The sequence below is a fragment of the Burkholderia sp. Se-20373 genome (genome assembly GCF_017104705.1).
Lineage (GTDB): Bacteria > Pseudomonadota > Gammaproteobacteria > Burkholderiales > Burkholderiaceae > Burkholderia.
Genome location: NZ_JAAGPH010000002.1, coordinates 105,016 through 127,703, shown reverse-complemented (window position 1 = coordinate 127,703; position 22,688 = coordinate 105,016). Strand labels below are relative to the sequence as shown.

Below are 22,688 nucleotides of genomic sequence, written 5' to 3'. Positions count from 1 at the left end.
GGCGACGCTTACGACGCGTTGCGCTCCATCGGCTCGCCGACGACGAACCCGCCGCCCTGGAACCGCTGCGCGGGATCGTCGTGGTCGGCGGTCGGCGCCGACACCGGGAACAGCCCGGCGAACTGCTCGGAGCTGTCGCGCGGGCGGAAGCCGAGGAAGCCGACCTTCGTGTTGTCCCACCACTTCACCGGGTTGTCCGACGCGCCGTACACGATCGCGTGCCCAACGCGGTTCGTCAGCAGCGAGCAGCGCACGAGCTCGATGAAGTCGCGATAGCTGAGGAACGTCACGAGCATGCGCGGATTCTTTGGCACTTCGAACGATGAGCCGATCCGCAGGCACACGGTTTCGATCCCGAAGCGGTCGAAGTAGTAGCGCGACAGCGATTCGCCGAAGCACTTCGTCACGCCGTACAGGCTGTCGGGGCGCAGCGGCGAATCGGCGTCGAGCACTTCAGTGACCGGATGGAAACCGATCGCATGGTTCGAGCTCGCGAACACGACGCGCTTCACGCCATGCTTGCGCGCGGCTTCGTACAGGTTGTACGTGCCGGTGATGTTCGCGCCGACGAGATCGTCGAACGGTGCGTCGACCGAAATCCCGCCGAGGTGGACGATCGCGTCCACGCCGTCGACGAGCTGCATCACCGCGGCCCGGTCGGCCAGGTCGACGACGCGGGTTTCTTCATGCGCGGCCGCGTCGCCGAGCGCAGCGATGTCGCTGACGCGCACGACGTCGGCCCAGTCGGCGAGCGCGCCGCGCAACTGGCGGCCGAGGTTGCCGGCCGCGCCCGTCAGCAGCAGGCGCCCGAACGGTTTGCGCGCGCCGGTGGATGAGGCGTTCATTGACTCTCCTTGAATCTGACCTGAAATCTGACTGAATCGGAAAACGTTTTCCAACTATACGCGGGCGCACTGCCGAACGTCAATGGCCGACCCCGCTCGCAGCCATCCGCACTTTCCCGATATCGGCGCGTGGCCGCGCGCGCGCTTTTTCTGCCACAATCCGGCCTTACGGAACGAAAACGTTACCCTTCGAATGAAAAAAGTTTCCCCGACGATCCGCGACGTGGCGGCGGAAGCCGGCGTGTCGGTCGCGACGGTATCGAAGTACGTGAACGGCACGCAGCGCTTCTCGCCGACCGTCGAGGCACGGCTCAAGGAGGCGATCGAGCGGCTCGGCTACCGTTCGAACCCGCTCGCGCGCTCGATGATCACCGGCCGCACGCGCACGATCGGCCTCGTGATCCTCGACATCAGCAACCCGCACTTCACGAACGTGGTGAAAGGCGCGAACCGCGTCGCGCTGCAGCACGACTACACGCTGCTGCTCGTCGATACCGAGGAGAGCCAGGCGCGCGAACGCTCGCTGATCGAGGCGCTCGCGCAGCGCGTCGACGGGTTGATCGTCAGCACGCGGATGCCGGATGACGAAGCCGGCTGGATGCTCGATCTCAACAAGCCGCTCGTGCTGCTGCGCCGCAGCCCCGGCCTGCCGATTCCGAGCGTCGGCATCGACAACCGGCTGTCGACCTACATGCTCGCGCGCCACCTGCTCAATCTCGGCCACACGCGCATCGCGTATCTCGGCTTCGGCACCGCACGCGTGAACGACGAACGGATCCAGGGCGCGCGCGACTGTCTCGCGGAAGCCGGGCTCACGCTCGACGTGCACGATGCGCATGCGCCGACCGCCGAGGCCGGCGAGCGTGCGTGTTCGCGCGTGATGCTCGGGCCGCAGCGCCCGCAGGCCGTGATCTGCTACAACGACCTGATCGCGCTCGGCTTCATGAAGGAAGCCGCGTCGCTCGGCTTCCGGCTGCCGCAGGATGTGTCGGTCGCCGGCATCGACAACGTGCCGTACGGCGAATACGCGGCGCCCGCGCTGACCACCGTCGACATCCAGAGCGAGAACATGGGCGAGCTCGCGATGCAGAAGCTGATCGACGCGCTCGCGGGCCGCACCGATGCGAGCTATTCGACGTTCGAGCCGCGGCTGATCATGCGCGCGTCGACGGCCGCGGCCGGCTGAGTTCCCGGTTTCGCGCCTTCAAACGAAAACGCGCCGCCCTTGGGCGGCGCGTTCGTTTGCGGACACGCGATTACACGATTACGCGTCGAGTTGCGCAGGCTTCATCTTCGGCGCGAGCATGTGCATCACGCCCAACGCGATCAGATACGCCGACGCGCCGATCGCGAACAGCACCCAGTAGTGGCCCGTGCGCTGCAGCACCTGGCCGATCACTTCCGAGAACAGCACGCCGCCGATCGAACCGGCCATCCCGCCGATGCCGACCACCGATGCCACCGCACGGCGCGGGAACAGGTCGGATGCCGTCGTGAACAGGTTCGCCGACCAGCCCTGGTGCGCGGCGGCGGCGAGGCCGACGATCAGCACCGCGGCCCACAGGCTCTGCACCTGCGACACGAACGCGATCGGCAGCACGCAGCATGCGCAAATCAGCATCGCCGTCTTGCGCGCCCGGTTCACGCTCCAGCCCGCGCGCAGCAGCATCGACGACAGCCAGCCGCCGCCGATGCTGCCGACCGTCGTCAGCGCATAGATGCAGACGAGCGGCAGGCCGATGTGCTGCATGTCCATCCCGCGCGATTCGTTGAGCCACTTCGGCAGCCAGAACAGGTAGAACCACCATACCGGATCGGTCAGGAACTTGCCGATCAGGAACGCCCACGTTTCGCGCTTGCGGATCAGTTCGCCCCAGCGCGGCGCGCCGGCATTCGCGTTCGCCGCGTCGAGCGCCTCGGCTTCGTCGCGCGGCTCGTCGTATTCGGCGGCGAGCGCGCGCGTATCGGCCTGGCGATAGAGCACGAGCCACACCGCGAGCCACACGATGCCGATCGCGCCGACGATCACGAACGCCGCGCGCCAGCCGTAAGCCACCGCGATCGCCGGGATGATCGCCGGTGCGAACACCGCGCCGACGTTCGCGCCCGAGTTGAAGATGCCGGTGGCGAGCGCGCGTTCGCGGCGCGGGAACCATTCGGCCGTCGTCTTGATCGCGGCAGGGAAGTTGCCGCCCTCGCCGATGCCGAGCAGCGCGCGCACGAACGCGAAACCCATCACCGAGCCGACCGCCGCGTGCAGCATCGCGGCGATGCTCCACACCAGCATCGCCAGCGCGTACGAGATGCGCGTGCCGAGCCGGTCGACGAGGCGCCCGAAGCCGAGCAGGCCCAGCGCATAGAACGCGGAAAACGCCATCACGATGCGGCCGTACTGCACCTGGCTCCAGCCGATGTCGTGCTGGAGCATCGGCGCGAGCAGACCGAGGATCTGCCGATCCATGTAGTTGATGACGGTCGCGAAAAACAGCAGCGCACAGACGGTCCAGCGGTAGCGGCTGGCAGCCGCACGCACCGCGCCGACGACGGCAGATTGCATGAATGTCTCCGATATGCGGCCGCGCCCGTCGCGCCGCACGATGTTCGTTGACCGGCGACCGGCGCCGGGGCGGGCGGCGGCGCGCCTGTCGCGCACGGCCGATTCCGCCGATCAATCTGGAAAACGTTTTTCAAAGAATAGGGCGTGCGCCCGTGCCCTGTCAGTCGGGGATTTCGATGAGTCATCTCAAATTAGTCGCGGCAAAAGAGACGACTGTTTCACTACATGGCATTAACCGTTTTTCCCGAATTTTCCTGACGAGCGCGCGCGGGGACGGCCGCCGAGACACATGTCCGATTCCAGCCGGAATCGGCGGGCGGGACGGTTTACAGTCGCTTCATGCGCGCCGATTCCCCTGCCCGCCGCGAGCCTCGACGAACCAACGCACCCATGAGCCAAGTAAAAAGCCATGCAATCGCCTTCGCTCTCGCCGTCGGATGCCTGGCGGGCTGCGCCACGCACGATCACGCCCCTTTGGTGAGCGAAGAAAGTGCCGGACCGCCGCGCGCCGTCGGGATGCCCTACGCCGAAAAGGTGCGACGCCGCATCAAGCCCAATATCGTCTGGTCGGGTGATGCCGGACCGCCCGGAGGATGGGTGGCGGTCGTTCGTATCCGCAGCGCACCGAGCGGGACGGTTTTCCGGACCGAGGTGGTATGGAAGAGCGGCAATCCGGATTGGGATGCCGCCGTCCTGACCGCCGTCGGGAAATCGGTCCCGCTGCCGCCGGACAGCACGGGCAAGGTGCCCGAGAACGTCGTCATCGAGTTTCGAACCAGCCGTCCGCCGCAGTAGGCGCACCTCATGAACGACGAGCGGCGGCATCGGGACCGCCGCGAAGCCGGCGCGCGGGCCCCGGGCGAATTTTCTCTCGCGGCAGTGGGGAACGCGCTAGCATGCCATCATCCGCGCCGCATGCGGCGCGCTGGGCGCCGTGGCGCGCGTATGCCGCACTGCACGTGTGGCGCCTTCATGGAGATGTGTCGCGATGACTCCCGCTCACCTGATTCCGAGCCCGCTGGGCGACATCGCCGTGCGCATCGAGGACGATGCGCTGACGGGCCTCTACTTCATCGGCCAGAAATACTTCCCGCCGGTTGCGATCGTGACCGAGGCGGACGCGCTCGCGATGTCGCCGCTCGCGCGCAAGGTCGCGGAAGAAGTCGCCGAGTACTTCACCGGCATGCGCGAGACGTTCTCGGTGCCGATTCACCTGCGAGGCACCGCGTTTCAACGACGGGTATGGAAGGAACTGCTCGCGATTCCGTTCGGCGAACTCGTCACTTACGGCGACATCACCGAGCGCGTCGGGCTGCCGATGAGCGGCGCGCGCGCCGTAGGCGGTGCGGTCGGCCGGAATCCGGTGTCGATCATGGTGCCGTGCCATCGCGTGGTCGGCGCGTCGGGCAGCCTGACCGGCTATGCGGGCGGCATCGATCGCAAGCGCGCGCTGCTGTCGCTCGAAGGCGCGGGGTTCGAGCGCGGCGCCCACCATCCGGTGCAGCAGGCGCTCGCGTTCTGAGAGGAAGTGTGCCGCCGCGTCACGCGTTCAGTACGGGCCGGCGCGCTTCACGCTTCGCATACGCGCCGGGCGTCACCTGGAATTTCGCCTGGAACAGCGCGATGAACGACGACGTCGAGTCGTAGCCCAGTTGCGCGGCCACCGCGCCGATCGGCTCGCCCGCATCGAGCAGCGGCAGCGACGCCAGCAGCCGCACCGCCTGCCGCCATTCGGTGAACGACAGCCCCGTGTCCTGCCGGAACAGCCGCGACAGCGTGCGTCGCGTCGCGCCGACCTGATGGCCCCATTCGTCGAGATTGCGCGTATCGCCCGGATCCGCATGCAGCGCACGCGCGATTTTCAGCAGACGCGGATCGCGCGGCAGCGGCACCGTCAGCGGCGCCTGCCGCATGCGGGCGATCCGGTCGGCGATCAGGCAGACGAGCGCACCGTCCGGCCCCGTCTCGTCGTAGTTCACCGGTAAGTCGGCCGTGGCGAGCACCAGCTCGCGCAGCAGCGGCGTCATGCAGAGGATCGTGCAATCGTCGTGCACGTCGTCGCGCGCGATCGCCGCATCGAGATACAGGCTGTGGAACGCGACGCAATCGCGCGTCGACACCGCATGCGGCACGTGCGGCGGAATCCACATCGCATAGTGCGGCGGCAGCAGGTGCCGGCCCGACGGCGTCGACACCTCGAGCACCCCGCTCGTCGCATACATCAGCTGCGCCCACGGATGACTGTGCGCGTCGATGCTCACGTTGCCGGGAATCCCGAACGCGCGCACGTACAGCGGCCTCGGCAGGCGCGCCATCGGCGGCACCGCGTAAGGGTCACGCGATTGTCCCGCCAGCACCATAAGACGTCCTCCGAAGGTCATTGCACGAACGAGCGCGATGCTACCGTGGCGGCTCTTCTTTCACACGGCTTCCGTTCATGAGCGCTCATACCCGCACCACCCGCAAGACCGTCACCGCGATCCGTTCGACCAAGGGCATCGGCAGCCTCGTGTCGCTGACCGCATATTCCGCGCCGATGGCGAAGCTCGTCGACGAGGTGGCCGACGTGATTATCGTCGGCGACTCCGTCGGCATGGTGCTGTACGGGATGCCCGATACGCTGCGCGTCACGCTCGACATGATGATTGCACACGGTGCGGCCGTCGTCCGCGGCGCCGCGCAGGCATGCGTCGTCGTCGACCTGCCGTTCTCGACGTACCAGGAATCGCCCGCGCAGGCGTATCGCGCCGCCGCGCGCCTGCTCGCCGAAACCGGCGCGCAGGGCGTGAAGCTCGAAGGCGGCAGCGAGATGGGCGACACGATCCGCTTCCTGACCGAGCGTGGCATTCCGGTGATGGCGCACGTCGGCCTCATGCCGCAGCAGGCCAACGCGATCGGCGGCTTCCGCGCGCAGGGGATGGACCCGCGCTCGGCCGCGCAGGTGTTCGATGCCGCGTGTTCGGCCGAACGGGCCGGCGCGTTCAGCGTCGTCATCGAAGGGACGGCCGAAGCGCTCGCGCGCCATATCACCGAAACGCTCACGATCCCGACGATCGGCATCGGCGCATCGCCCGCGTGCGACGGACAGGTGCTCGTGACCGAGGACATGATCGGCGCATTCGATGCGTACACGCCGCGCTTCGTGAAGCGTTATGCCGATGCGAATGCGGTGATGCGCGATGCGATCCGACAGTACGCGCAGGACGTGCGGCAGTGTGCGTTTCCGGAACCCGCGCATTGCTTCGGGTATGGCAAGCCGCTGCAACTCGTGGGCGCGGCCGACGCGACTGCGTGATGACGTGATGACGTCGCGAAGGCATTCGCGAACGCATCGCGAATGATGGTGCGATCACCTCACGCGCGCTTGCGCATCGCATGCGTGACCCGAGCGTTCGCTTCGAATTTCGCGCGATGCGTCGAGAAGAACGTCCGCACGTTGCGGACGTTCGATGCGCCGGTGAACAGCCGGCGCGCGAATTCGTCGTATTCGGCGACGTCGGCCAGATCGGCCACCACCACGAAATCAGGCACCGGCGACACGCGATAGCACTGCGTGACGGCCGGCTCCGCGCATACGTACGCTTCGAACGCGTCGTAGTCTTCGGCTGTCTGCCGGTCGAGACTGATCTCGATCAGCGCGGTGACGGCCGTGCCGATCGCCACCGGGTCGAGCACCGCGACCTGCCGACGGATCACGCCGGCTTCCGTCAATCGGCGCACGCGGCGCATGCAGGTGGGCGGCGACGACAGCGCCCGCTCGGCCAGTTGCAGGTTCGACACCGACGCATCGTCCTGCAGGATCGCGAGGATGCGCAGGTCGAGATCGTCGAGGGTGATGCCGGCCATCGGCGGCTCCTTCCGGTCAGGGCGTGAAATTTAATTTCAACATGATAGACGATCTGCCATTCGTTTCATTTGTTCTTATATTTTGAAATTTAATTCCATTTGGCTCGCCCTACCATCGCTCTCACTGATCCAGACAGGACATTTACGGAGCGCGATATGTGTGGAATTGTCGGGGCGGTCGCCCAGCGGGACATCCTGCCGAACCTGGTCGACGGCCTGAAGCGGCTCGAATACCGCGGCTACGATTCGTGCGGCGTCGTGGTGTACCGCGACCGGGCGCTGGCGCGCGCCCGCAGCGTCGACCGCGTGGCCAACCTGCAGCGCGAGATCGCCGAACAGGCGCTGTCGGGTTACACCGGGATTGCGCATACGCGCTGGGCCACGCACGGCGCGCCCGTCACGCTCAATGCGCATCCGCACTTCTCGCCGAGCGACGCCAATGCGCGCATCGCGCTGTCGCATAACGGGATCATCGAGAACTGCGATCAACTGCGCGCGGAACTGCAGGCGCATGGCTACGTGTTCGCGAGCCAGACCGACAGCGAGGCCATCGCGCACCTGATCGATCATCTTTACGACGGCGATCTGTTCGATGCGGTCCGGCGCGCGGTTGCGCGACTGCGCGGCAGCTATGCGATCGCGGTGATGTGCCGCGACGAGCCGCACCGGATCGTCGGTGCGCGTGACGGCATGCCGCTCGTGGTTGGCGTGGGTGAAGGCGAGAATTTTCTGGCTTCGGATGCGATTGCGCTGTCGGGCATTACCGATCGCATCGCTTACCTCGAGAACGGTGACGTTGCCGATATCCAGCTGCATCGCTACTGGATCGTCGATGCGGCCGGCCAGCGTGTCGAGCGCGCGGTTCAGCGAGTCGCGGCGCATAGCGGGGCGGCCGATCTCGGGTCGTATCGCTACTACATGCAGAAGGAGATTTTCGAGCAGCCGCAGGCGGTGGCCGATACGTTGCTCGATGTGTCTTCGGTCATGCCGGAGTTATTTGGCGATGGTGCTTGGCGGGTTTTCAACGACGTGGATTCGGTGTTGTTGCTCGCGTGTGGCGGTAGCTATCACGCGGCCCTCACGGCGAAGTACTGGATCGAAAGCATCGCGAAGCTGCCTGCCAGCGTGGAAATTGCCAGCGAGTTTCGGTATCGCGACAGTGTGCCGAATCCGCGTACGCTCGTTGTCGCGGTGTCGCAGAGTGGCGAGACGGCCGATGTGCTTGGTGCGGTGCATGTCGCGAAACGCAGCGGGATGATGCATACGCTCGCGATCTGCAACGTCGCGACGAGCGCGTTGATGCGGGAATGTGCGCTGCAGTTCGTCACGCGTGCGGGCGTTGAAATCGGAGTGGCTTCGACGAAGGCTTTTACGACGCAGCTCGTTGCGTTGTTTCTGCTGACGTTGTCGCTTGCGCAGGTGCGTGGGCGGTTGAGCGACGACGAGGAGAAGGAGCATCTGCGTGCGCTACGGCATCTGCCCGATGCGATGTCGAAAGTGCTCGCGCTCGAGCCGCAGATCATGGCCTGGTCGGAACTGCTCGCACGACGCGACAACATGCTGTTTCTCGGGCGCGGGATGCATTATCCGATCGCGCTAGAAGGCGGACTGAAGATGAAGGAGATTTCGTATATTCATGCTGAGGCTTATCCGGCGGGGGAGCTGAAGCATGGGCCGTTGGCGCTGGTGAGTAGCGAAATGCCGGTGATTGCGGTTGCGCCGAATGACATGCTGCTCGAAAAGCTCAGGTCGAACATGCATGAGGTCAGTGCGCGGAATGGGCGGCTTTTTGTATTCGCGGATGTGGACTGTGGGTTGGTGCCGAGCGAAGGGATCGAGGTGATTCGGCTCAATGAGTACTACGGGCCGCTTTCGCCGATTCTGCATACGGTGCCGATGCAGCTGCTCGCGTATCACGCTGCGCTGGCGCGGGGGACGGATATCGATAAGCCGAGGAATCTGGCGAAGTCGGTGACGGTGGAGTGAGGGTACCATTCACACAGGCGGTCGTGGCAACTTCGAATAGTTTCGCTTAAAGCCGTTCGCGAAGTTTCACTTAACGCCCTATAAAATTCCCGCAAACGCCCGCTGGGCGGGGCTTAAGTGAAACTGTTCCAACTGCATTTCGGCACGGCCAAAGCGCGGGATGCCTCGGGAAAAAGGTGTCCCGCCGCGCGCTGCATTCAGCCCCCTTTCCATTCCTGACCAATGACTAGCCCGTCAGCTCGAGACACGTCGGACTGATGGGGTCAGCACTTCGACCCCGACCATTCGGCTACATCGTCCGATGCAACCCTTTCTGTGAGGCTGACGGCTTGAGAAAAGGGAATCATTAGCGCTCGGCTCAGAAATTTTCTGTCTACTAGCCATCGGCATAGAAAATGGCTTTCACCCGCGAAATCTCATGTTTTGGCTAAGGACGCGGTCGCCCCAGCATTTGAATCAATCGAACCATTCCGCAGGAATCAAACCTTTTCCTTCATCCTTCCAATCGGCCACTTCGTGCATGTGACGACCCCACTTACCGTTCCCCCATATCGTTTTGTCCGCATGCTCGACGACAATCGTTTGATACCGCAACTTCGAACGTTGCAGACCTCTCGCCAACGCAATGAAAATAAGGCGCGTCTGACGGACGTCGTTGTCGCGGTTTCCGCTCAGGCCCTGAGCCTGGTCTTTGAACCCATCCAGGATGTTTTCTCCTGAGTAAGTACTTGGAAAGTAAACCTGACTTGGTTGGTCGATTGCGAGATAACTGAAAACTGGCCCGTTTACACGTTCATCACCAGTAAAATACTCATGCAACGCGAGGAAGGTAGCCAAGTGGAATGCCATCCAGTTTGCACCGCTTCCGATTTCCCATAGATAGTCCTTGCGTTCGCCGTACCTGCGAGCGAAAGTCAAGGTAAGTTCAGAAATGTCGAGCGCAACGCTGCCTTTGACCTCTACGTTAAACAACGAGGCGTAGCCACCGATGAGGTCGCTCAATACTTTGCCGACGTCTTTCTCGCGCTCGCCCTGTCCACAGTTCGCGATGTATGTGTCGAGGAGCTGAATGCGTCCTTCGAGGTCGCGAATCTTGTCGGCAAAGCTACCCCGTCCTTCGAGCGTGGCGAGCGCCATGAGAAGCGATTGAAGCCGTCCCAGAAGAATAAACGCACGACCAAGAGAGTCGAGTGGGGCAACTTCGCTTGGTTCCAGTTGCGCTCGTTTGAGACGAGCCGCTTGCAGCTTTTCTTCAGCTTTCGAAAGGTCTTGCCGAAGCTGCTCTAGCTGTCTGTCAACGATAGGGCCATCGAGCAGAGCTTCCGATAGACGAGTGACCTCGCTTAGCCTCGCCTCCAGCTTGCCCAGGACGTCGTGGCTGTGATTTGTTTGCGAACCGCAAATTACGCATGCACTATCGGTGACGAGGTTCTTGCGCAACCAGCCGAGGTTCACGACACGGTCTTTCTCAGTGTTCACCGCCGCCGCCAGTTGCTTTGACCTGTCCGACAGGCGTTCGTAATCCCTCAGTTCACGACCGAGGTCATCCACCTCTCTTTGGGCCTTTTCCTCTTCCTCTGTTGCAAGACGGAACTGGCGATTTGAATAACCGTATTGTGGTTTCTGCAAGCGCTCAACAAATCGGCCTTCTAGATAATCGCCGTTCAGTCCTTTAAGAGCGTCGACGCGCGCGTTCATGTCGAAGCCATCTGCGATGTTCGTAAGGCCAAGCTGGACCGATTGGTTCCAGATTTCCCGAACATCCGCCTCCCACGAGGCGAATGCACGATGTCGAGCCATTTCCTCCGCCTGGAGCCCGTCAAGCGCCTTCTGAAGACGCTTTCGCTCACGCGTTTTGGTCAGATACTCGACGTCGACGATGCCAAGGGCGTACGGCAGTACTCGCTTCAGCTTCTCTTTGTGCTTGTACGAATCCGACTTGTAGAAGAGGACGTTTGGGTTCGCGACGATATGCTGCGGAAGAAGATTGAACGAGGCCAAATCGCGATACGACGGCCGATTTTCCGCATTTTCACCGTCTTCGTCGTCATTGACCAGCGAGACGTTCGTGACACGCGCAATCTCGTTAAGCGCGTCCTTGAACTGTGTCAGCGTATGCGTTCCTGGCAATGTTTCGGGAATGAGGTCATCAGCGGCACCTAGAGTCGAGATGTGAAACTCCTTGTTGCTGACAAGCCTCTCGGGCGTACGCCGGGCTATCAACAGCCAAGTGCCGCGAATCAGGACTCTCAAACCGAACCATGCCGTCAAGTCCCGAATCACGCCGACAGGAATCGAGCATCTGGAAGACCCAAGGCAGTAGTCAATAATGGCAAGAACAGATGATTTTCCTGTCCCGCTTCGACCATGTATCACGTTGACCTTGCCATCTTCAAAGGTGAGCGCGCGAATGGACTTTTCCGGATTCTCCGGCCAAAGTAAGAGTTGCTTGATGAAGAATTGCATGGTTAGGTGAGGCCCAACATTGCGAATAACTCGGCCGCGCTATAGTCTTTGAACCATCGGGCAAGTCTCGATATTCCGCCGACAATGTCCGTCGATAGGGCAGTCGGACTGCTACCCCGCGGCCATTGAGCGTTCCTGAACGAGAAGAACACTTCGCCGTCGTTCTCGCCTCTCGAGAGAAGCCCCGTCTCGCAGGCGATGTTCAGTCCTTGGCAAGAAACGCTAGCGTGAGCGGCCACGCGGGAGCGCAGTCCCTCGAGAATCCTCGGTTCGTCTATTAGCACTGAGTGCAGTGGCGTCTCTGATTTCCTGCGTCTGATACTGTCCCGCGTAGGCTTATGCAGTACAAGAGGAAGGACCAGCAGCAGCTTTTCCAAGGAAGGATGTCGCGTGTTTGCCGTCAAGGATTGATATTCCCTCGTAAAACTCGCCAGCACAAAGCACGCAAGTGCGCTATTGTGCATGAGCGAGCGGTCTATGTAGCCGGCCGTCACAGGTCATCCTCCCCCTTCGAATAGGGACTTTTCTCGAAGTCGGAATGCCAAAACACAAAGCAGGGGGCGCTTGGCCGGTTCGCCAGTCCGTGATAATGGCCGTGCGTAAAGTACAGGTTGCGTGTCTCGTACTCTCCTAACGGAGCCCTAAAGCTATCGTCAAGCGTCTTGGCGAGCGTGCGCTTGCCGAGTTGCTCTGGAGTCGGGTCCTCCAACTCCATTTCCGCGTTCTCGCGGCATGTTCTCCAGCGCTGGTGCAGCTCATCCTCGCGTGCAAGCCAATCATCCGGGTTAATGCCTGCATCCTCCAGATGCACACGCTCGGCATAGAATGCCCAATACTTGTCCAGATGATTGTCGATTGTTCCGTCCGGTAAGCCGAGACGGGCAAGCTGTTTAAGAAAATAGTGGTCCCTGCCACCGTTCTGGACGTAGGTCTTGAAGCCAGTGGACATCATCGGTCGGTCGAGGTAGCGATTCAATGACCTGCGGGTCACCTCCTCATGAAGCACGTCCCTAAACATTTGAGGCGACAGCCAAGCGGGCTCGTTCTTTTGCCAGGCCCTCCGACACTGTTCGATGGCATAGCCCAGCAGACGTTCGTAGATTTCCTCTTGCTGGTCCGCGACGCCGGTGTGCAGTACGAACCGCTGCATCGTCGCATCACGAGGCTCAAGGCCTGACGTCGCCCCGCCTTTGTCTAACAGCTCCAAGCGTAACAATAGGTAGGCTAGGTCGGCGTCAGAGTATTCGATGACCTTCTCGGCTTCCTTCTTAGCCGCGGACTTACCGTTCTTGCAGACTTCTGCCGCATTGGCTCGCAGCCATGCAACGGCTTCGCCGACGTTCCCCTCGGTGATATTCGATAGTTGTCGCGCCAAAGTCCCTTCGGGGACTTTGGCATTCGTCACGAGGCAGAATTCGACTTCCGCATAGTCCCTCAAATTTACGAGATGACTTAGCCATACACGCAGCGTATGCCAGAACTTTCGGCTGCTATCCTGAAACGGATGGTGCCTCTCTCGCACGGTATGGGCATCCTGCTCCAATCGAGCAACGATAGCACCATCACCGCGTGTCGTGAGTTCCGCCACGTCGTCGAGCGTCTCGATGCCTACGCGCTTGTTCAACGTATCAGCCGAAAGCAACGCGTACAACGCACGTTCAAACTGGAATCTAAACGCAGTGATGGTCGGCGTAGCAGCCGTGTCGATTGGCTCTTCGACTTGTGATTTCTTGTCTCGCTCACTCATATACTTCCCCGATGCGAGTCAGTAGTCTCCACGAAACTAGCGGTTCTTTAAATACTGTACAAACGAACAGCCTTTCGCGGTCCAAAGTCGTCCGCTTGTCTGCCGACTACAAAAGCGGGCGCGTCGCAACGTAATGGTTATCATTTGGCGTAAGCGCCTCGTTATCGTCGGCAGACTGCTCAATCCTGGCCCAGCCCCACGGTTCCCACACTGCTGCTGGTGGACGCGGTTCGCTACTGCGCCTGAACGCCTTCCTTCGACACTAATTGCTCAACAAATGCCGTTACGTCCGCCGCGGTCGCTCGAGTAGAGTAATCCGACCGACGGGGGAGCCGCTCGAATACCCCCTCGCTCTTCGGCTCTGCGAACCAGATGCAAAACTGCTTTGCACGAGTAATGCCGACATATGCAAGGCGTAACGCCTCGTCCTGTTGGGCCAAATCATAGGCACGCTCGCTCCCGTGAGCGCTGCTGACCAGTTCTGCCTTGAGATAGACGCTGTTACGGAGCAGGTTGCGACCCACGTAGCGTATCTCACCCAACAGTATGACGTAGTCCGCTTCGAGACCTTTGCTTTGATGCAGCGTAGTTACCAGCAAGTCGCTCTCATCGACCCTGCGGAAAGCTTCTCGTACGGCCTTCGCCGTTGCATCGAGTTTGGCTCTACTCAAGACGAACACGCGCTCACCATTCCGTTTTTCCCGCAGCAGAGTACGAACTATTCGCACGACGTCGTCACTCTTGAACTCAGTCACCTGGCAAACCGGGGTAGGCAAGTCCTTATATCGCGATTCGGCCACACCGCTCAGTTTGCCCTCCATCCTCTCCCGCAAATCTATCAGCGCATCCTCTGCCGCTCGGATGATGTTCGCTGACGAGCGGAAATTTTGGTTCAGTTGCAACGCTTGCTTCGGCGCACCACGGAAATATTTGTGGAAGTCCATGAAAAATTTCGGTGAGCTCCCACGCCATCCATAGATTGATTGCCAATCATCCCCGACCGCTATCAAGGTCGGCTGGATGGCGTGTCCGGACTTCTTCCACAAGCTCGTTTGCGCGGCCGTCACGAACTTGACGATAGCCGGCGAAATGTCCTGGAATTCGTCAATGAGCAAATGCTGTATAGGCGAGAGGTCAGCGGCATCCATTTCCCCGAGCACATCCCGCTCATCGGCGAGAGCTCTGAATATCTGGTTGAACGTCCAGACCCTCCGGGCCTCCAGCGCCTCATAGAAGGACGAATAGTATTCAGCGCAAGCGCGCCCGAACTGCTCCTCAATCGAGCCTTTGGCAAGAAGAGGAAGCTGGTCGAGGGTGCGAGGGTCAACAGCAAGATTTTCAGCAAACTGCCCGAACGTAAACAACGCATAGAACACCGGAAGCAGCTTTCGTTCACCGGGAATACGAATTTTGAATTTCGGAGCGGTGTTCGTTTCTGGAAGCGCGACCCAGTGGAGCTGCTTCTTCAGTGCCGTCAAGTCCTCCTCGTCCGTGACGTACCGAATCTTCTGCTCACATTGCGCCAGGAGCAAAGCCTGCTTGTTCTTCGAGGCGAGAAAGTTCTTAACGGGGGTCGTGCGCCCGAATCCATTCATCTTGTCACGTATCGCGCTGTGCACGCCAAGTACTACGTACGTATCGACCGAGGCGATGTAGCCATGAGCCACATATCGCCCGTTGTCAACAGTCAGAGCGCAGCGTTCGCCGGGCGATGTGAGTTCCCGAACGCCCGGCAACGGCCACAGACCACGCTCCCGCCAATCCGCCTCCACGTATGCAGAAAACTGTTCATCTCGGCGAAGAATATTCTTCTCGAAACGAACAGCTTCGATGGCATCTTTGTCATCCTTATCGATTGGAGGTGAAAGGAATGATGATTTAAGGAGTTCCTTCATGACGTCACGAAACGCACTGCTTTCAGAGAAGCGAGCCGTATAAGCGTCGTGCAGCAAACGCAGCTGGGGGCGCGACAGGTCGCCGGGCATTAGGCTATCAACATTGTTCGCGTTATTCTCCTCCTCGTTAAGCAAATCGTCGCTCAGAGGGGAGGCGTCAGAAGGCGCTGTGACGGCTTCCGCGCTCTTTGTTACCGCAGGAACGTCATCCTTCAGGAACTCGAATACCGCGACGTCTCGACCTCTTTTTGCACGGAATAACTGCAGAACCTTTGAATGAAAGGTTCGAACTGATGCCTCTGCTTCTTTCAGAGTAATCGGCGTCGGCCAAAACTGAGACTCTTCGACCAGTTTATCGATAAAGTCACGACGTGATTTCCGCGTAAACGTGAAGACGGTGATGTGACGCAACTGGACGTTCAGGTAGTTGGTCGACAATAGGAAACGATTGACAAGTGACGTCGACTTGCCCGAGCCGGCGCCCGCCAGCACTGGCAACGCAGCTCGTGTCGAGAAAATCAGTCTCAGCTGATTGTCTGTCGGGCCAATGAGCTTGCCGCTACCGGGTTCCTTTTCCCGATACATATGTTCCCGAACATTCCGCTGAGTGCTAGGTTTGATTTCGAACGCGTCGCCAGCATAGACTTCCTTGATAGTCGCTACCGAAGAAGTCACCGTTGGTTTCGGCTGTTGTGGCTTCACTGCGAGGGGCTGCTGAACGTGCCTCTGCGGAACAGCCTTGCGTTTGCTCGCTCTTGCGAGTCCAACAAAAGCCAGGAAGCTATCCCAGAGTTGTAAGAACCACTGCGTCATCGACAAACCTCGTAGAACTGGCGACTTGGCAATGGACGTCGCCGCCATCCGGTTTCCCGGTCGCCTTGTTTTGGATTCAAGCTGGCCTCCTGATGCAAGGTCCTCAAACGCAGGCGCGCGAGGTCGGGACCATTCGGCTCGGCACATCCTTCGAGTACTTGCAGGTGCTTGTTGCCCAGACGGATGGAATACTGAGATTCCGTCGAGCAAACCGAGAATATCTCAATATTGAGATGAAGACATATCTCTGTCGAAGCGCTGCGCAAGGAGGCAACTCCAAAGGGAGTGCTACGGGAGAGGAGGAACCAACCCGGAGCCAGATTATTTCGAGATAAGGAATAGTTTCGAGATAATCTCGCCATCCTAACCCGTTGCGGGTTCAAGATAGCGTCTGTCATATTGCCTGCTTAGGGTCTTCCCTATATGATTTTGCTCGGCTCTGAGAGAAGTCGACACAAGGAAAATCAAATGGGAGCGCAGGACCTTATCGCGTTGATAAATTCGGGGCTACTCCAGTCCGACCGGATTGTGAAATTGGATACCCCCGTCGGGCCGAATGTGCTGCTGCCACATATCGTGGTGGGTACTGCTCAGCTGGGTGGCAATTTCGAGATTGCCGTCGATGTTGTTTCGCTGCAGGATTCGCTCGAACTGAAGTCGTTCATCGCGCAACCCGTCACGCTTTGGACTCAACAGCCTGACAAGACCTACCGTCCGCGACACGGATACGTACACACCGCACGGCGACTGGGTACAGACGGGCGACTGGTCAGCCTGCAACTGATTTTCTCGTCGTGGCTTCATTTCCTGAAGTTCCGCAAGGACGCCCGCATCTTCCAGGACCAGACAGTCGAGACCATCCTCGAAACAGTCTTTCAGGAGCATCTGCAAGCAGTCGGTGCTTATCGAATCGATGTGCACAAGCCGTCGCCAGCGCGCTCGTTCTGCGTGCAGTACGAAGACGATTGGAACTTCGTGCACCGACTGATGGAGTCGGAAGGCTGGTTCTATTACTTCGAGCACGCCGACGACGGTAAATCTCATACCCTCGTCATCACGGACGACCTGTATTCGCTCAAGCCGCTTGAGCCGGAACAGCTCCTTTTCTACCGTGCCGGCGTCACGCGCCAGCCCGACGCGTTCGTCCACTGGTCGGGCACGCGGACCTTACAGAGCACGTCGTATTCGACGAGTACGTTCGACTATAAGAATCCGGACGCACGCAAGGAAAGGTCATTTCCGACCGTCGCGAACCAGGGCGACCTGCCGCAGCAGGCCGAGGTCTACGAGTACACAGGACCGTACACGTACCTGGAGGATGACCGCGGCGACCGGCTTACGAAGCTGAAGCTGGAGGAATGGGAGTCGCGCGCGAAACGATTCCACGGGGTAGGCAGCGTACCAAGCATTGATGCGGGGTACTGGTTCAGCTTGCTGGACCATCCAGAGCACGACCGGGATAGTGCCGACGACCGCAAGTTCGTCATCGTCGAAACAACCTGGTATATCCGCAACAATCTGCCGGTGGGCGAAACTCGCCCCTATCCGCATAGCCTCGATGCCCGTCTTTGCGAGGTTCGTGACGCTCACGAGGAGTCGGCACCCGCGTTCGCGGTTAAAGATGCTTCAGGCAGCGAGGGCTTCTTCCTCGTGGAGGTCGAAGCCCAGCGCCAGAAGGTGCCGTTTCGCAGCCCGTTCGAACACTGTAAACCCGTCATGCATCTTCAGACGGCGACGGTCGTCGGCCCTGGCAACGAGGAGGTCTACACCGATTCGCTGAACCGAATCTTGGTGCGCATGCACTGGGACCGACGTGAGGGCATCGGAGCGACATGCTGGGTGCGCGTTTCCTATTCCGATACTGGCGGCGGCTACGGCAGCGTGCACGTGCCGCGCGTTGGCGAAGAAGTGACTATCGAATGGCTTGGTGGCGATTGCGACCGTCCCATTGCAACAGGGCGCGTCTACAACGGTGCAACGCAGCCGCGCTGGCATTCGAACGGCATCCTATCAGGCTTTAGCTCGAAGGAATACGGCGGCAACGGTTACAACCACCTCGTGATGGACGATGCGACCGGGCAGAACCGGCTGCAACTGTTCTCGTCGCAAGGCAGCTCTATGCTTCACCTGGGATACCTGATTACCCAGGACGGCAATGTCCGCGGCAGCTATCTCGGTAGCGGCTTCGACCTTCGCACCGATGCATACGGCGCGATTCGCGCCAATCGTGGGCTTTTCCTCACGACCCATCCTGGTTCGGGTGCGGCGCATCAGCAGTTGGAGGTCCGACAAGCCCAGCAGCAACTCACCAGCGCTCACAACTTGGTCGAGTCGCTTTCCGACGTCGGCAGCCAGCACCAGGCCGAAAGCCTGAAAGCGGGCCAAGACGCGCTCAAGGCTTTCACGGACGCCACGACCGACAACGTTCAGGGGCAAGACCAGGGGAGCGGCGGCCGCACGGCGGGAGGCGGCACGGGCGCAGCCAACGCGTTCAAAAAACCTATTCTTCTGGCTGCAAGCCCGGTGGGCATTGCACTGTCGACGCAGCGGTCGGTGCACTTGGGTGCAGACGAACACGTGAACGTGGTCAGCGGCCAGAGCACCCACATCGCGGCCGGAAAATCGCTGCTCGCGAGTGTCGCCGAACGCATCAGCCTGTTCGCCCAGAACGCCGGGATGAAGCTCTTCGCTGCGAAGGGCAAGGTGGAAATCCAGGCGCAGTCGGACAACATCGAAGTGACCGCGCAAAAAACGGTAAAGGTGCTATCGGCGACCGAGAAGGTCGAAGTAGCCGCGAGCCAGGGCATCCTGCTGACCTCAGGTGGCGCGTATATCCGGATTCAGGGCGGCAATATCGAGATTCACGCTCCGGGCAAGATAGACATCAAGGGAGCGCAGCATGCGTTCGCCGGCCCCACGAGCGCACCCTACGATTTGCCGGCCCTACCCAAGGGCGACCTGCACAACAAGCTCGAACTGAATCTCACGGACGACAACCTCAAGGCTGTGCCTCAAGCTCCCTACAAAGTCGTGTTTGAGAACGGGACGACTCTGGCCGGCAAGCTTGACGGAAATGGCCACGCGGTCCTGCGCGACGTACCAGACGGCACCGCAAAGGTCTTCTTCGGGGAGGACGCCCGCCCATTCACACCCCAGCCCGTCCCCGCGCCCACGGAGCTCGCGCAGCCTGATGTTCTCAAAGAACTGCATGCAGCCGGGCACAAGGGCATTACAGAGGAAAACCTCTACAGCCTATTCAACAAATTTTCTGGCCGGCCGGATGTGAAATGAACGAAAGCGACCAACAAGCAATTGAAGACGCGGTCAAAGAGATTGGCTGGTCGATGGCAACCAACGCTGTCCCGTTGTTCTACGTCGCGCAGAACGTTTACGACACCACGGAGAGCGTCTGGACCGTATGGAACGCACGCGAAAGTGCGGACGAGATGACGAAAATCGAGGCCGGCATCGACTTGGTGTTCGCCGTCGTGGGGTGGGTCCCTGTCGTCGGCGCCGGCGTCAAGCGTACGTTCCGCCTAGTCAATCACAAGTCTGAAATCTACGGCCCGCTGCTGTTCGACATTCTGCGTTTGGTGCTTCAGCAAGCGCACATTCAAACCAGCCCGGATGCGTTGATTGATAGACTGTTCGATGCCACAGGCGTCAAGAAGTACCTGACCGAGGCGCGCGAGCATATCCAAAAATCCTGGCTGTATCGGGAGATGCCGTCCGCGATGCAAGTCACGTTTATGCAGGCGCTGACCTTCGTCGAAACGAACCTGCCGTACTGGCTCGCGCAATTCGTCCAACGTAAACTGCTCCACTGGCGCAAGAAGCAGCCGAATTCGTCGGCGGTCAGCACGCTGGATGAGCATCGGACCACCGAGAAGCCTGGCGCGAAAGGCGAAGAGGCGAAAGCCGGTCATGACCGCCCGGTCCCGACGCCGTCCAGGGGTGTGGTGAACGCCAAGCTCGCGGTGACCGATATCACGACCGAAATCACCGGCATCCTGGGCGAACACATCGGGGACTACTACTGTTACGAAAAGCTGAAGTGGGGAAGCGGCTGGCAGACCCATGATAAGGGCTTGAGCGGCAGGTGGAGCGAACAACCGGGCCTGCGAGTCATGGGCAAGCTCAACGACAAAGGCAAGCTGAATAAGCTGTTCGAACTCAAGGCGCGCGGTCACGGTATCGATGGCGTGTGGCGTACGGCTCCGTTCAGCAACCAGATGAAGGACTTCGCCATCGTCGAAATGAAGGCATCGACGACGAAGCGCAAGCTGAAGGACCCGAATGCAAAGCATAGTATCTGGAGCAAGCTCGGAACAATTAAGGATGAGGTGCGGCCCCTCGCGGACGACCTTCTCGAACCACCCGACGACGCGGGGCCCACTGTCCCAGCGGGCGGGGGCTCAGGCAAGCCTGGGGCCGGCAAACCCACGCCTGGCGGCGGAGGCGGAAAGCCACTGAGCACCGGGGGTGGAAAGCCTGCCGCCAGTAGCGACATCAAGGCTCAACGGAAGCTGCAAGAAGAGAGCGCTGCTGCGCCCGGCGGCGCGGCTCCGACAACTGAGCCAGCCGCTCCGAAAGACCCGAAAGCCAGCATCGTCCAGATGAGCAACGCCTGGATTCTGAAGAACCTGCCGGAGGCCGTGTCGCGCGACATTGAGCTGTCTATTCTGAATGTAGGCTATTCGCGCCATTTGTTGTATGTGCCGTTCTACCTCCCCTCGGCCGCGCAGCACGTCGAAGCGCTTGCGACGGGTGACGAACATGGACACGCCGACCACGACCTACCATTCACTCACCACTACAAGGACGGCGAGGTCGCTGAAGCAGTCAAGCGCAAAGCCGAGCGGCTAAAATCGCGTATCTGACACGAGATATTTGAAATGAGCGATTTTGATTCGAAGCGACGACAGCGTTTTCTGGGCGAAGACTACTTCAAGTGGCTGCTGGCTTCCTTTTCCGAAAACATCGCGAGTTGGGCCGACAGACTGACCCCTATCGGCGATACTGAAAATGAAAGGAAGGCGCTGACTCGAGGCATTGTTGCCTCGGACAGCTATCGTCGCTTTCTGCTCATGTACACGGGCGGCGAGGACATCAGCCTGCTAAGAAACGAATTCGAATCGGTGGTCTCCGCATTCGAACAGCTCACGATAGCCGAGCGCGTGCATCAGGCAGATGAGCGGCAGCCGCCGCTCGCGTTCAGTGAAATCGGCGATTATGAGACCGCTATGCAGTTGATTGGCTTTTGCTACCTGCTGCATCGGCGTGACTTGCTGCCGCGCATCGCCGCGATGTTCGACCCAGCCTACCGCGGGAAGGACACACTTTACGAAGACCTGCTCGCGTACGAACTCGAGGGGCGTGTTGACGTCGACAGCTGGTTTCACGATGTTCCGTATCGGCCGCTCGTCTTCAGTCTCTACCGCGAAGCGAAACAAGAGTGTGTCGACGACATCACACAATACCTCGGAGCCTGGTATCCGGGCATGGCCGCGGCGGTGTGGCATGACGGTCACCTCGAAGCACAGAAGGGGGGCAAGGGGACATACGTTGGCTATTGGGCAATCGAAGCCGCAGCAGTTGCCTATTTGCTAGAGCTGGACGACAGTTCCTTCCGGGACCATCTGCTGTATCCGAAGGACCTAGCCGACTTTGCGCGCAACTTCGAAGCACAGAAGGATAGCGCACCGGCACTCCAAGACAGAGCAACGAAAACAGTGCGTACCGGTCAGGTCTGCCCGGAAACCGGCATCTGGAAGGCGCTGGGCCACCACGTGCCTGGTGTGTTGGTACAGCAGGGCGAGCGCATGCCCGAAGTGTTCGCTCCGGACCGGTCAGGTGCATATCGCTCCCAACCCGCGCTGTGGGAGTTTGAACGCAAAGCATGACGTGCGAATGAGTTCGCCAGGCTGCGTTTTCAGACGTCGCGCGTCGTGATTTTGGTGGCGCACCCACCGCGGCAGACCAGAGCCCCGCCTGCTGAGTTCGTCCTTAAGCAAAACTATTAGAACCGCGCCGGTTCATCTGGCTTTTCGGGTGTGACACGCGGTCTCCCGAGGCCAGCCGGCATGGATACGAAGGTGCCCACGACGAGCCATTGATTTTTAAAGACTTTTCAAATCCTTAAGGAAAACTATCGCCTTTAAGGAAAACTGTTAGAGCCTGCCATAAGGGCCCTGGTTCTTCCAGTACATACCTCCGGCATATTTCAAAGCCTCGGATTTCGTCCGACAGCACTCCTCGAACACGGTAGACGAGTCGATAGCCTGACGAGCAGCTTGTCCGAGAGTGGCAGGGAGTTGAGCATTGGCCGTAGAGGTCTGTTTTTTGCATCACAAACGGCCAATCTTTATAAATCAATAGGTTACGATGATTCCCAGAGGTGTTCTGGCCCGCTTGGCCGCTGAGCCCACGTCTCCGCCCGAATCTTCCCCGCCAGCTTGCGGATATCGCGCGTCAAGCGAGCCTGATCGAGATACCCGAGAGGGCATGAGCCAGTTCCGCGAGATCGACCGATC

The 22,688-nt window shown here is 60.4% G+C and carries 15 protein-coding genes; 8 read left to right on the top strand and 7 right to left on the bottom strand.

The features are described from left to right. Nucleotides 1-8 precede the first annotated feature (8 nt). Nucleotides 9-845 (bottom strand): NAD(P)-dependent oxidoreductase, encoded by an 837-nt coding sequence (locus G3N96_RS01345; protein WP_206135968.1) that lies wholly within the window; start codon nucleotides 843-845, stop codon nucleotides 9-11. 82 nt (nucleotides 846-927) lie between these two features. Between G3N96_RS01345 and G3N96_RS01340 the strand changes: the two genes are divergently transcribed. Beyond that, the gene (locus G3N96_RS01340; protein WP_124581587.1) at nucleotides 928-2,031 is read left to right on the top strand and encodes a LacI family DNA-binding transcriptional regulator; all 1,104 of its coding nucleotides are present in this window, start codon (nucleotides 928-930) and stop codon (nucleotides 2,029-2,031) included. Nucleotides 2,032-2,109: 78 nt separating this feature from the next. Here the strand turns inward: G3N96_RS01340 and G3N96_RS01335 are convergent, their stop codons facing one another. Further along, entirely contained in the window at nucleotides 2,110-3,402 is a 1,293-nt protein-coding gene (locus G3N96_RS01335) for an MFS transporter (RefSeq protein ID WP_206135967.1), read from the bottom strand. A gap of 390 nt (nucleotides 3,403-3,792) precedes the next feature. On the opposite strand from G3N96_RS01335, the gene G3N96_RS01330 reads away from it, so the two are divergent. Then, complete coding sequence (locus G3N96_RS01330) at nucleotides 3,793-4,197, top strand: energy transducer TonB (RefSeq protein ID WP_206135966.1); 405 nt, start codon at nucleotides 3,793-3,795, stop codon at nucleotides 4,195-4,197. A 193-nt stretch (nucleotides 4,198-4,390) separates the two neighbouring features. After that, on the top strand, nucleotides 4,391-4,924 hold the full coding sequence (locus G3N96_RS01325) for a methylated-DNA--[protein]-cysteine S-methyltransferase (protein WP_206135965.1): 534 nt from the start codon (nucleotides 4,391-4,393) through the stop codon (nucleotides 4,922-4,924). Nucleotides 4,925-4,943: 19 nt separating this feature from the next. Here the strand turns inward: G3N96_RS01325 and G3N96_RS01320 are convergent, their stop codons facing one another. Beyond that, nucleotides 4,944-5,762 (bottom strand): helix-turn-helix transcriptional regulator, encoded by an 819-nt coding sequence (locus tag G3N96_RS01320; RefSeq protein ID WP_206135964.1) that lies wholly within the window; start codon nucleotides 5,760-5,762, stop codon nucleotides 4,944-4,946. A gap of 77 nt (nucleotides 5,763-5,839) precedes the next feature. Here G3N96_RS01320 and panB point away from each other — a divergent pair, with 77 nt between their 5' ends. Next, nucleotides 5,840-6,697: a 3-methyl-2-oxobutanoate hydroxymethyltransferase gene (gene panB, locus G3N96_RS01315; RefSeq protein WP_206135963.1), complete on the top strand. Its 858-nt coding sequence runs from the start codon at nucleotides 5,840-5,842 to the stop codon at nucleotides 6,695-6,697. 59 nt (nucleotides 6,698-6,756) lie between these two features. On the opposite strand, the gene G3N96_RS01310 is transcribed toward panB, so the two are convergent. Next, the gene (locus tag G3N96_RS01310; RefSeq protein WP_206135962.1) at nucleotides 6,757-7,248 is read right to left on the bottom strand and encodes an Lrp/AsnC family transcriptional regulator; all 492 of its coding nucleotides are present in this window, start codon (nucleotides 7,246-7,248) and stop codon (nucleotides 6,757-6,759) included. Nucleotides 7,249-7,404: 156 nt separating this feature from the next. On the opposite strand from G3N96_RS01310, the gene glmS reads away from it, so the two are divergent. Continuing rightward, entirely contained in the window at nucleotides 7,405-9,234 is a 1,830-nt protein-coding gene (gene glmS, locus G3N96_RS01305; protein ID WP_206135977.1) for a glutamine--fructose-6-phosphate transaminase (isomerizing), read from the top strand. A gap of 456 nt (nucleotides 9,235-9,690) precedes the next feature. Here the strand turns inward: glmS and G3N96_RS01300 are convergent, their stop codons facing one another. From G3N96_RS01300 to G3N96_RS01290, 3 genes are all read right to left on the bottom strand, one after another. After that, the gene (locus tag G3N96_RS01300) at nucleotides 9,691-11,700 is read right to left on the bottom strand and encodes a DUF3732 domain-containing protein (RefSeq protein WP_206135961.1); all 2,010 of its coding nucleotides are present in this window, start codon (nucleotides 11,698-11,700) and stop codon (nucleotides 9,691-9,693) included. A gap of 490 nt (nucleotides 11,701-12,190) precedes the next feature. Further along, complete coding sequence (locus G3N96_RS01295; RefSeq protein WP_206135960.1) at nucleotides 12,191-13,447, bottom strand: ABC-three component system protein; 1,257 nt, start codon at nucleotides 13,445-13,447, stop codon at nucleotides 12,191-12,193. Between the two features lie 233 nt (nucleotides 13,448-13,680). Next, the gene (locus G3N96_RS01290; RefSeq protein WP_206135959.1) at nucleotides 13,681-16,155 is read right to left on the bottom strand and encodes a UvrD-helicase domain-containing protein; all 2,475 of its coding nucleotides are present in this window, start codon (nucleotides 16,153-16,155) and stop codon (nucleotides 13,681-13,683) included. A 468-nt stretch (nucleotides 16,156-16,623) separates the two neighbouring features. Between G3N96_RS01290 and G3N96_RS01285 the strand changes: the two genes are divergently transcribed. From G3N96_RS01285 to G3N96_RS01275, 3 genes are read left to right on the top strand one after another with little or no spacing between them, the layout of a single operon-like run. After that, on the top strand, nucleotides 16,624-19,446 hold the full coding sequence (locus G3N96_RS01285) for a type VI secretion system tip protein VgrG (protein WP_206135958.1): 2,823 nt from the start codon (nucleotides 16,624-16,626) through the stop codon (nucleotides 19,444-19,446). Then, entirely contained in the window at nucleotides 19,443-21,035 is a 1,593-nt protein-coding gene (locus G3N96_RS01280) for a hypothetical protein (RefSeq protein ID WP_206135957.1), read from the top strand. Before G3N96_RS01285 ends, G3N96_RS01280 begins: the two co-directional genes overlap by 4 nt. A gap of 15 nt (nucleotides 21,036-21,050) precedes the next feature. Beyond that, nucleotides 21,051-22,058 carry a PoNe immunity protein domain-containing protein gene (locus tag G3N96_RS01275; RefSeq protein WP_206135956.1) on the top strand — a complete coding sequence of 336 codons (1,008 nt, stop codon included), beginning with the start codon at nucleotides 21,051-21,053 and terminating at the stop codon, nucleotides 22,056-22,058. The last annotated feature ends 630 nt before the right edge of the window (nucleotides 22,059-22,688 follow it).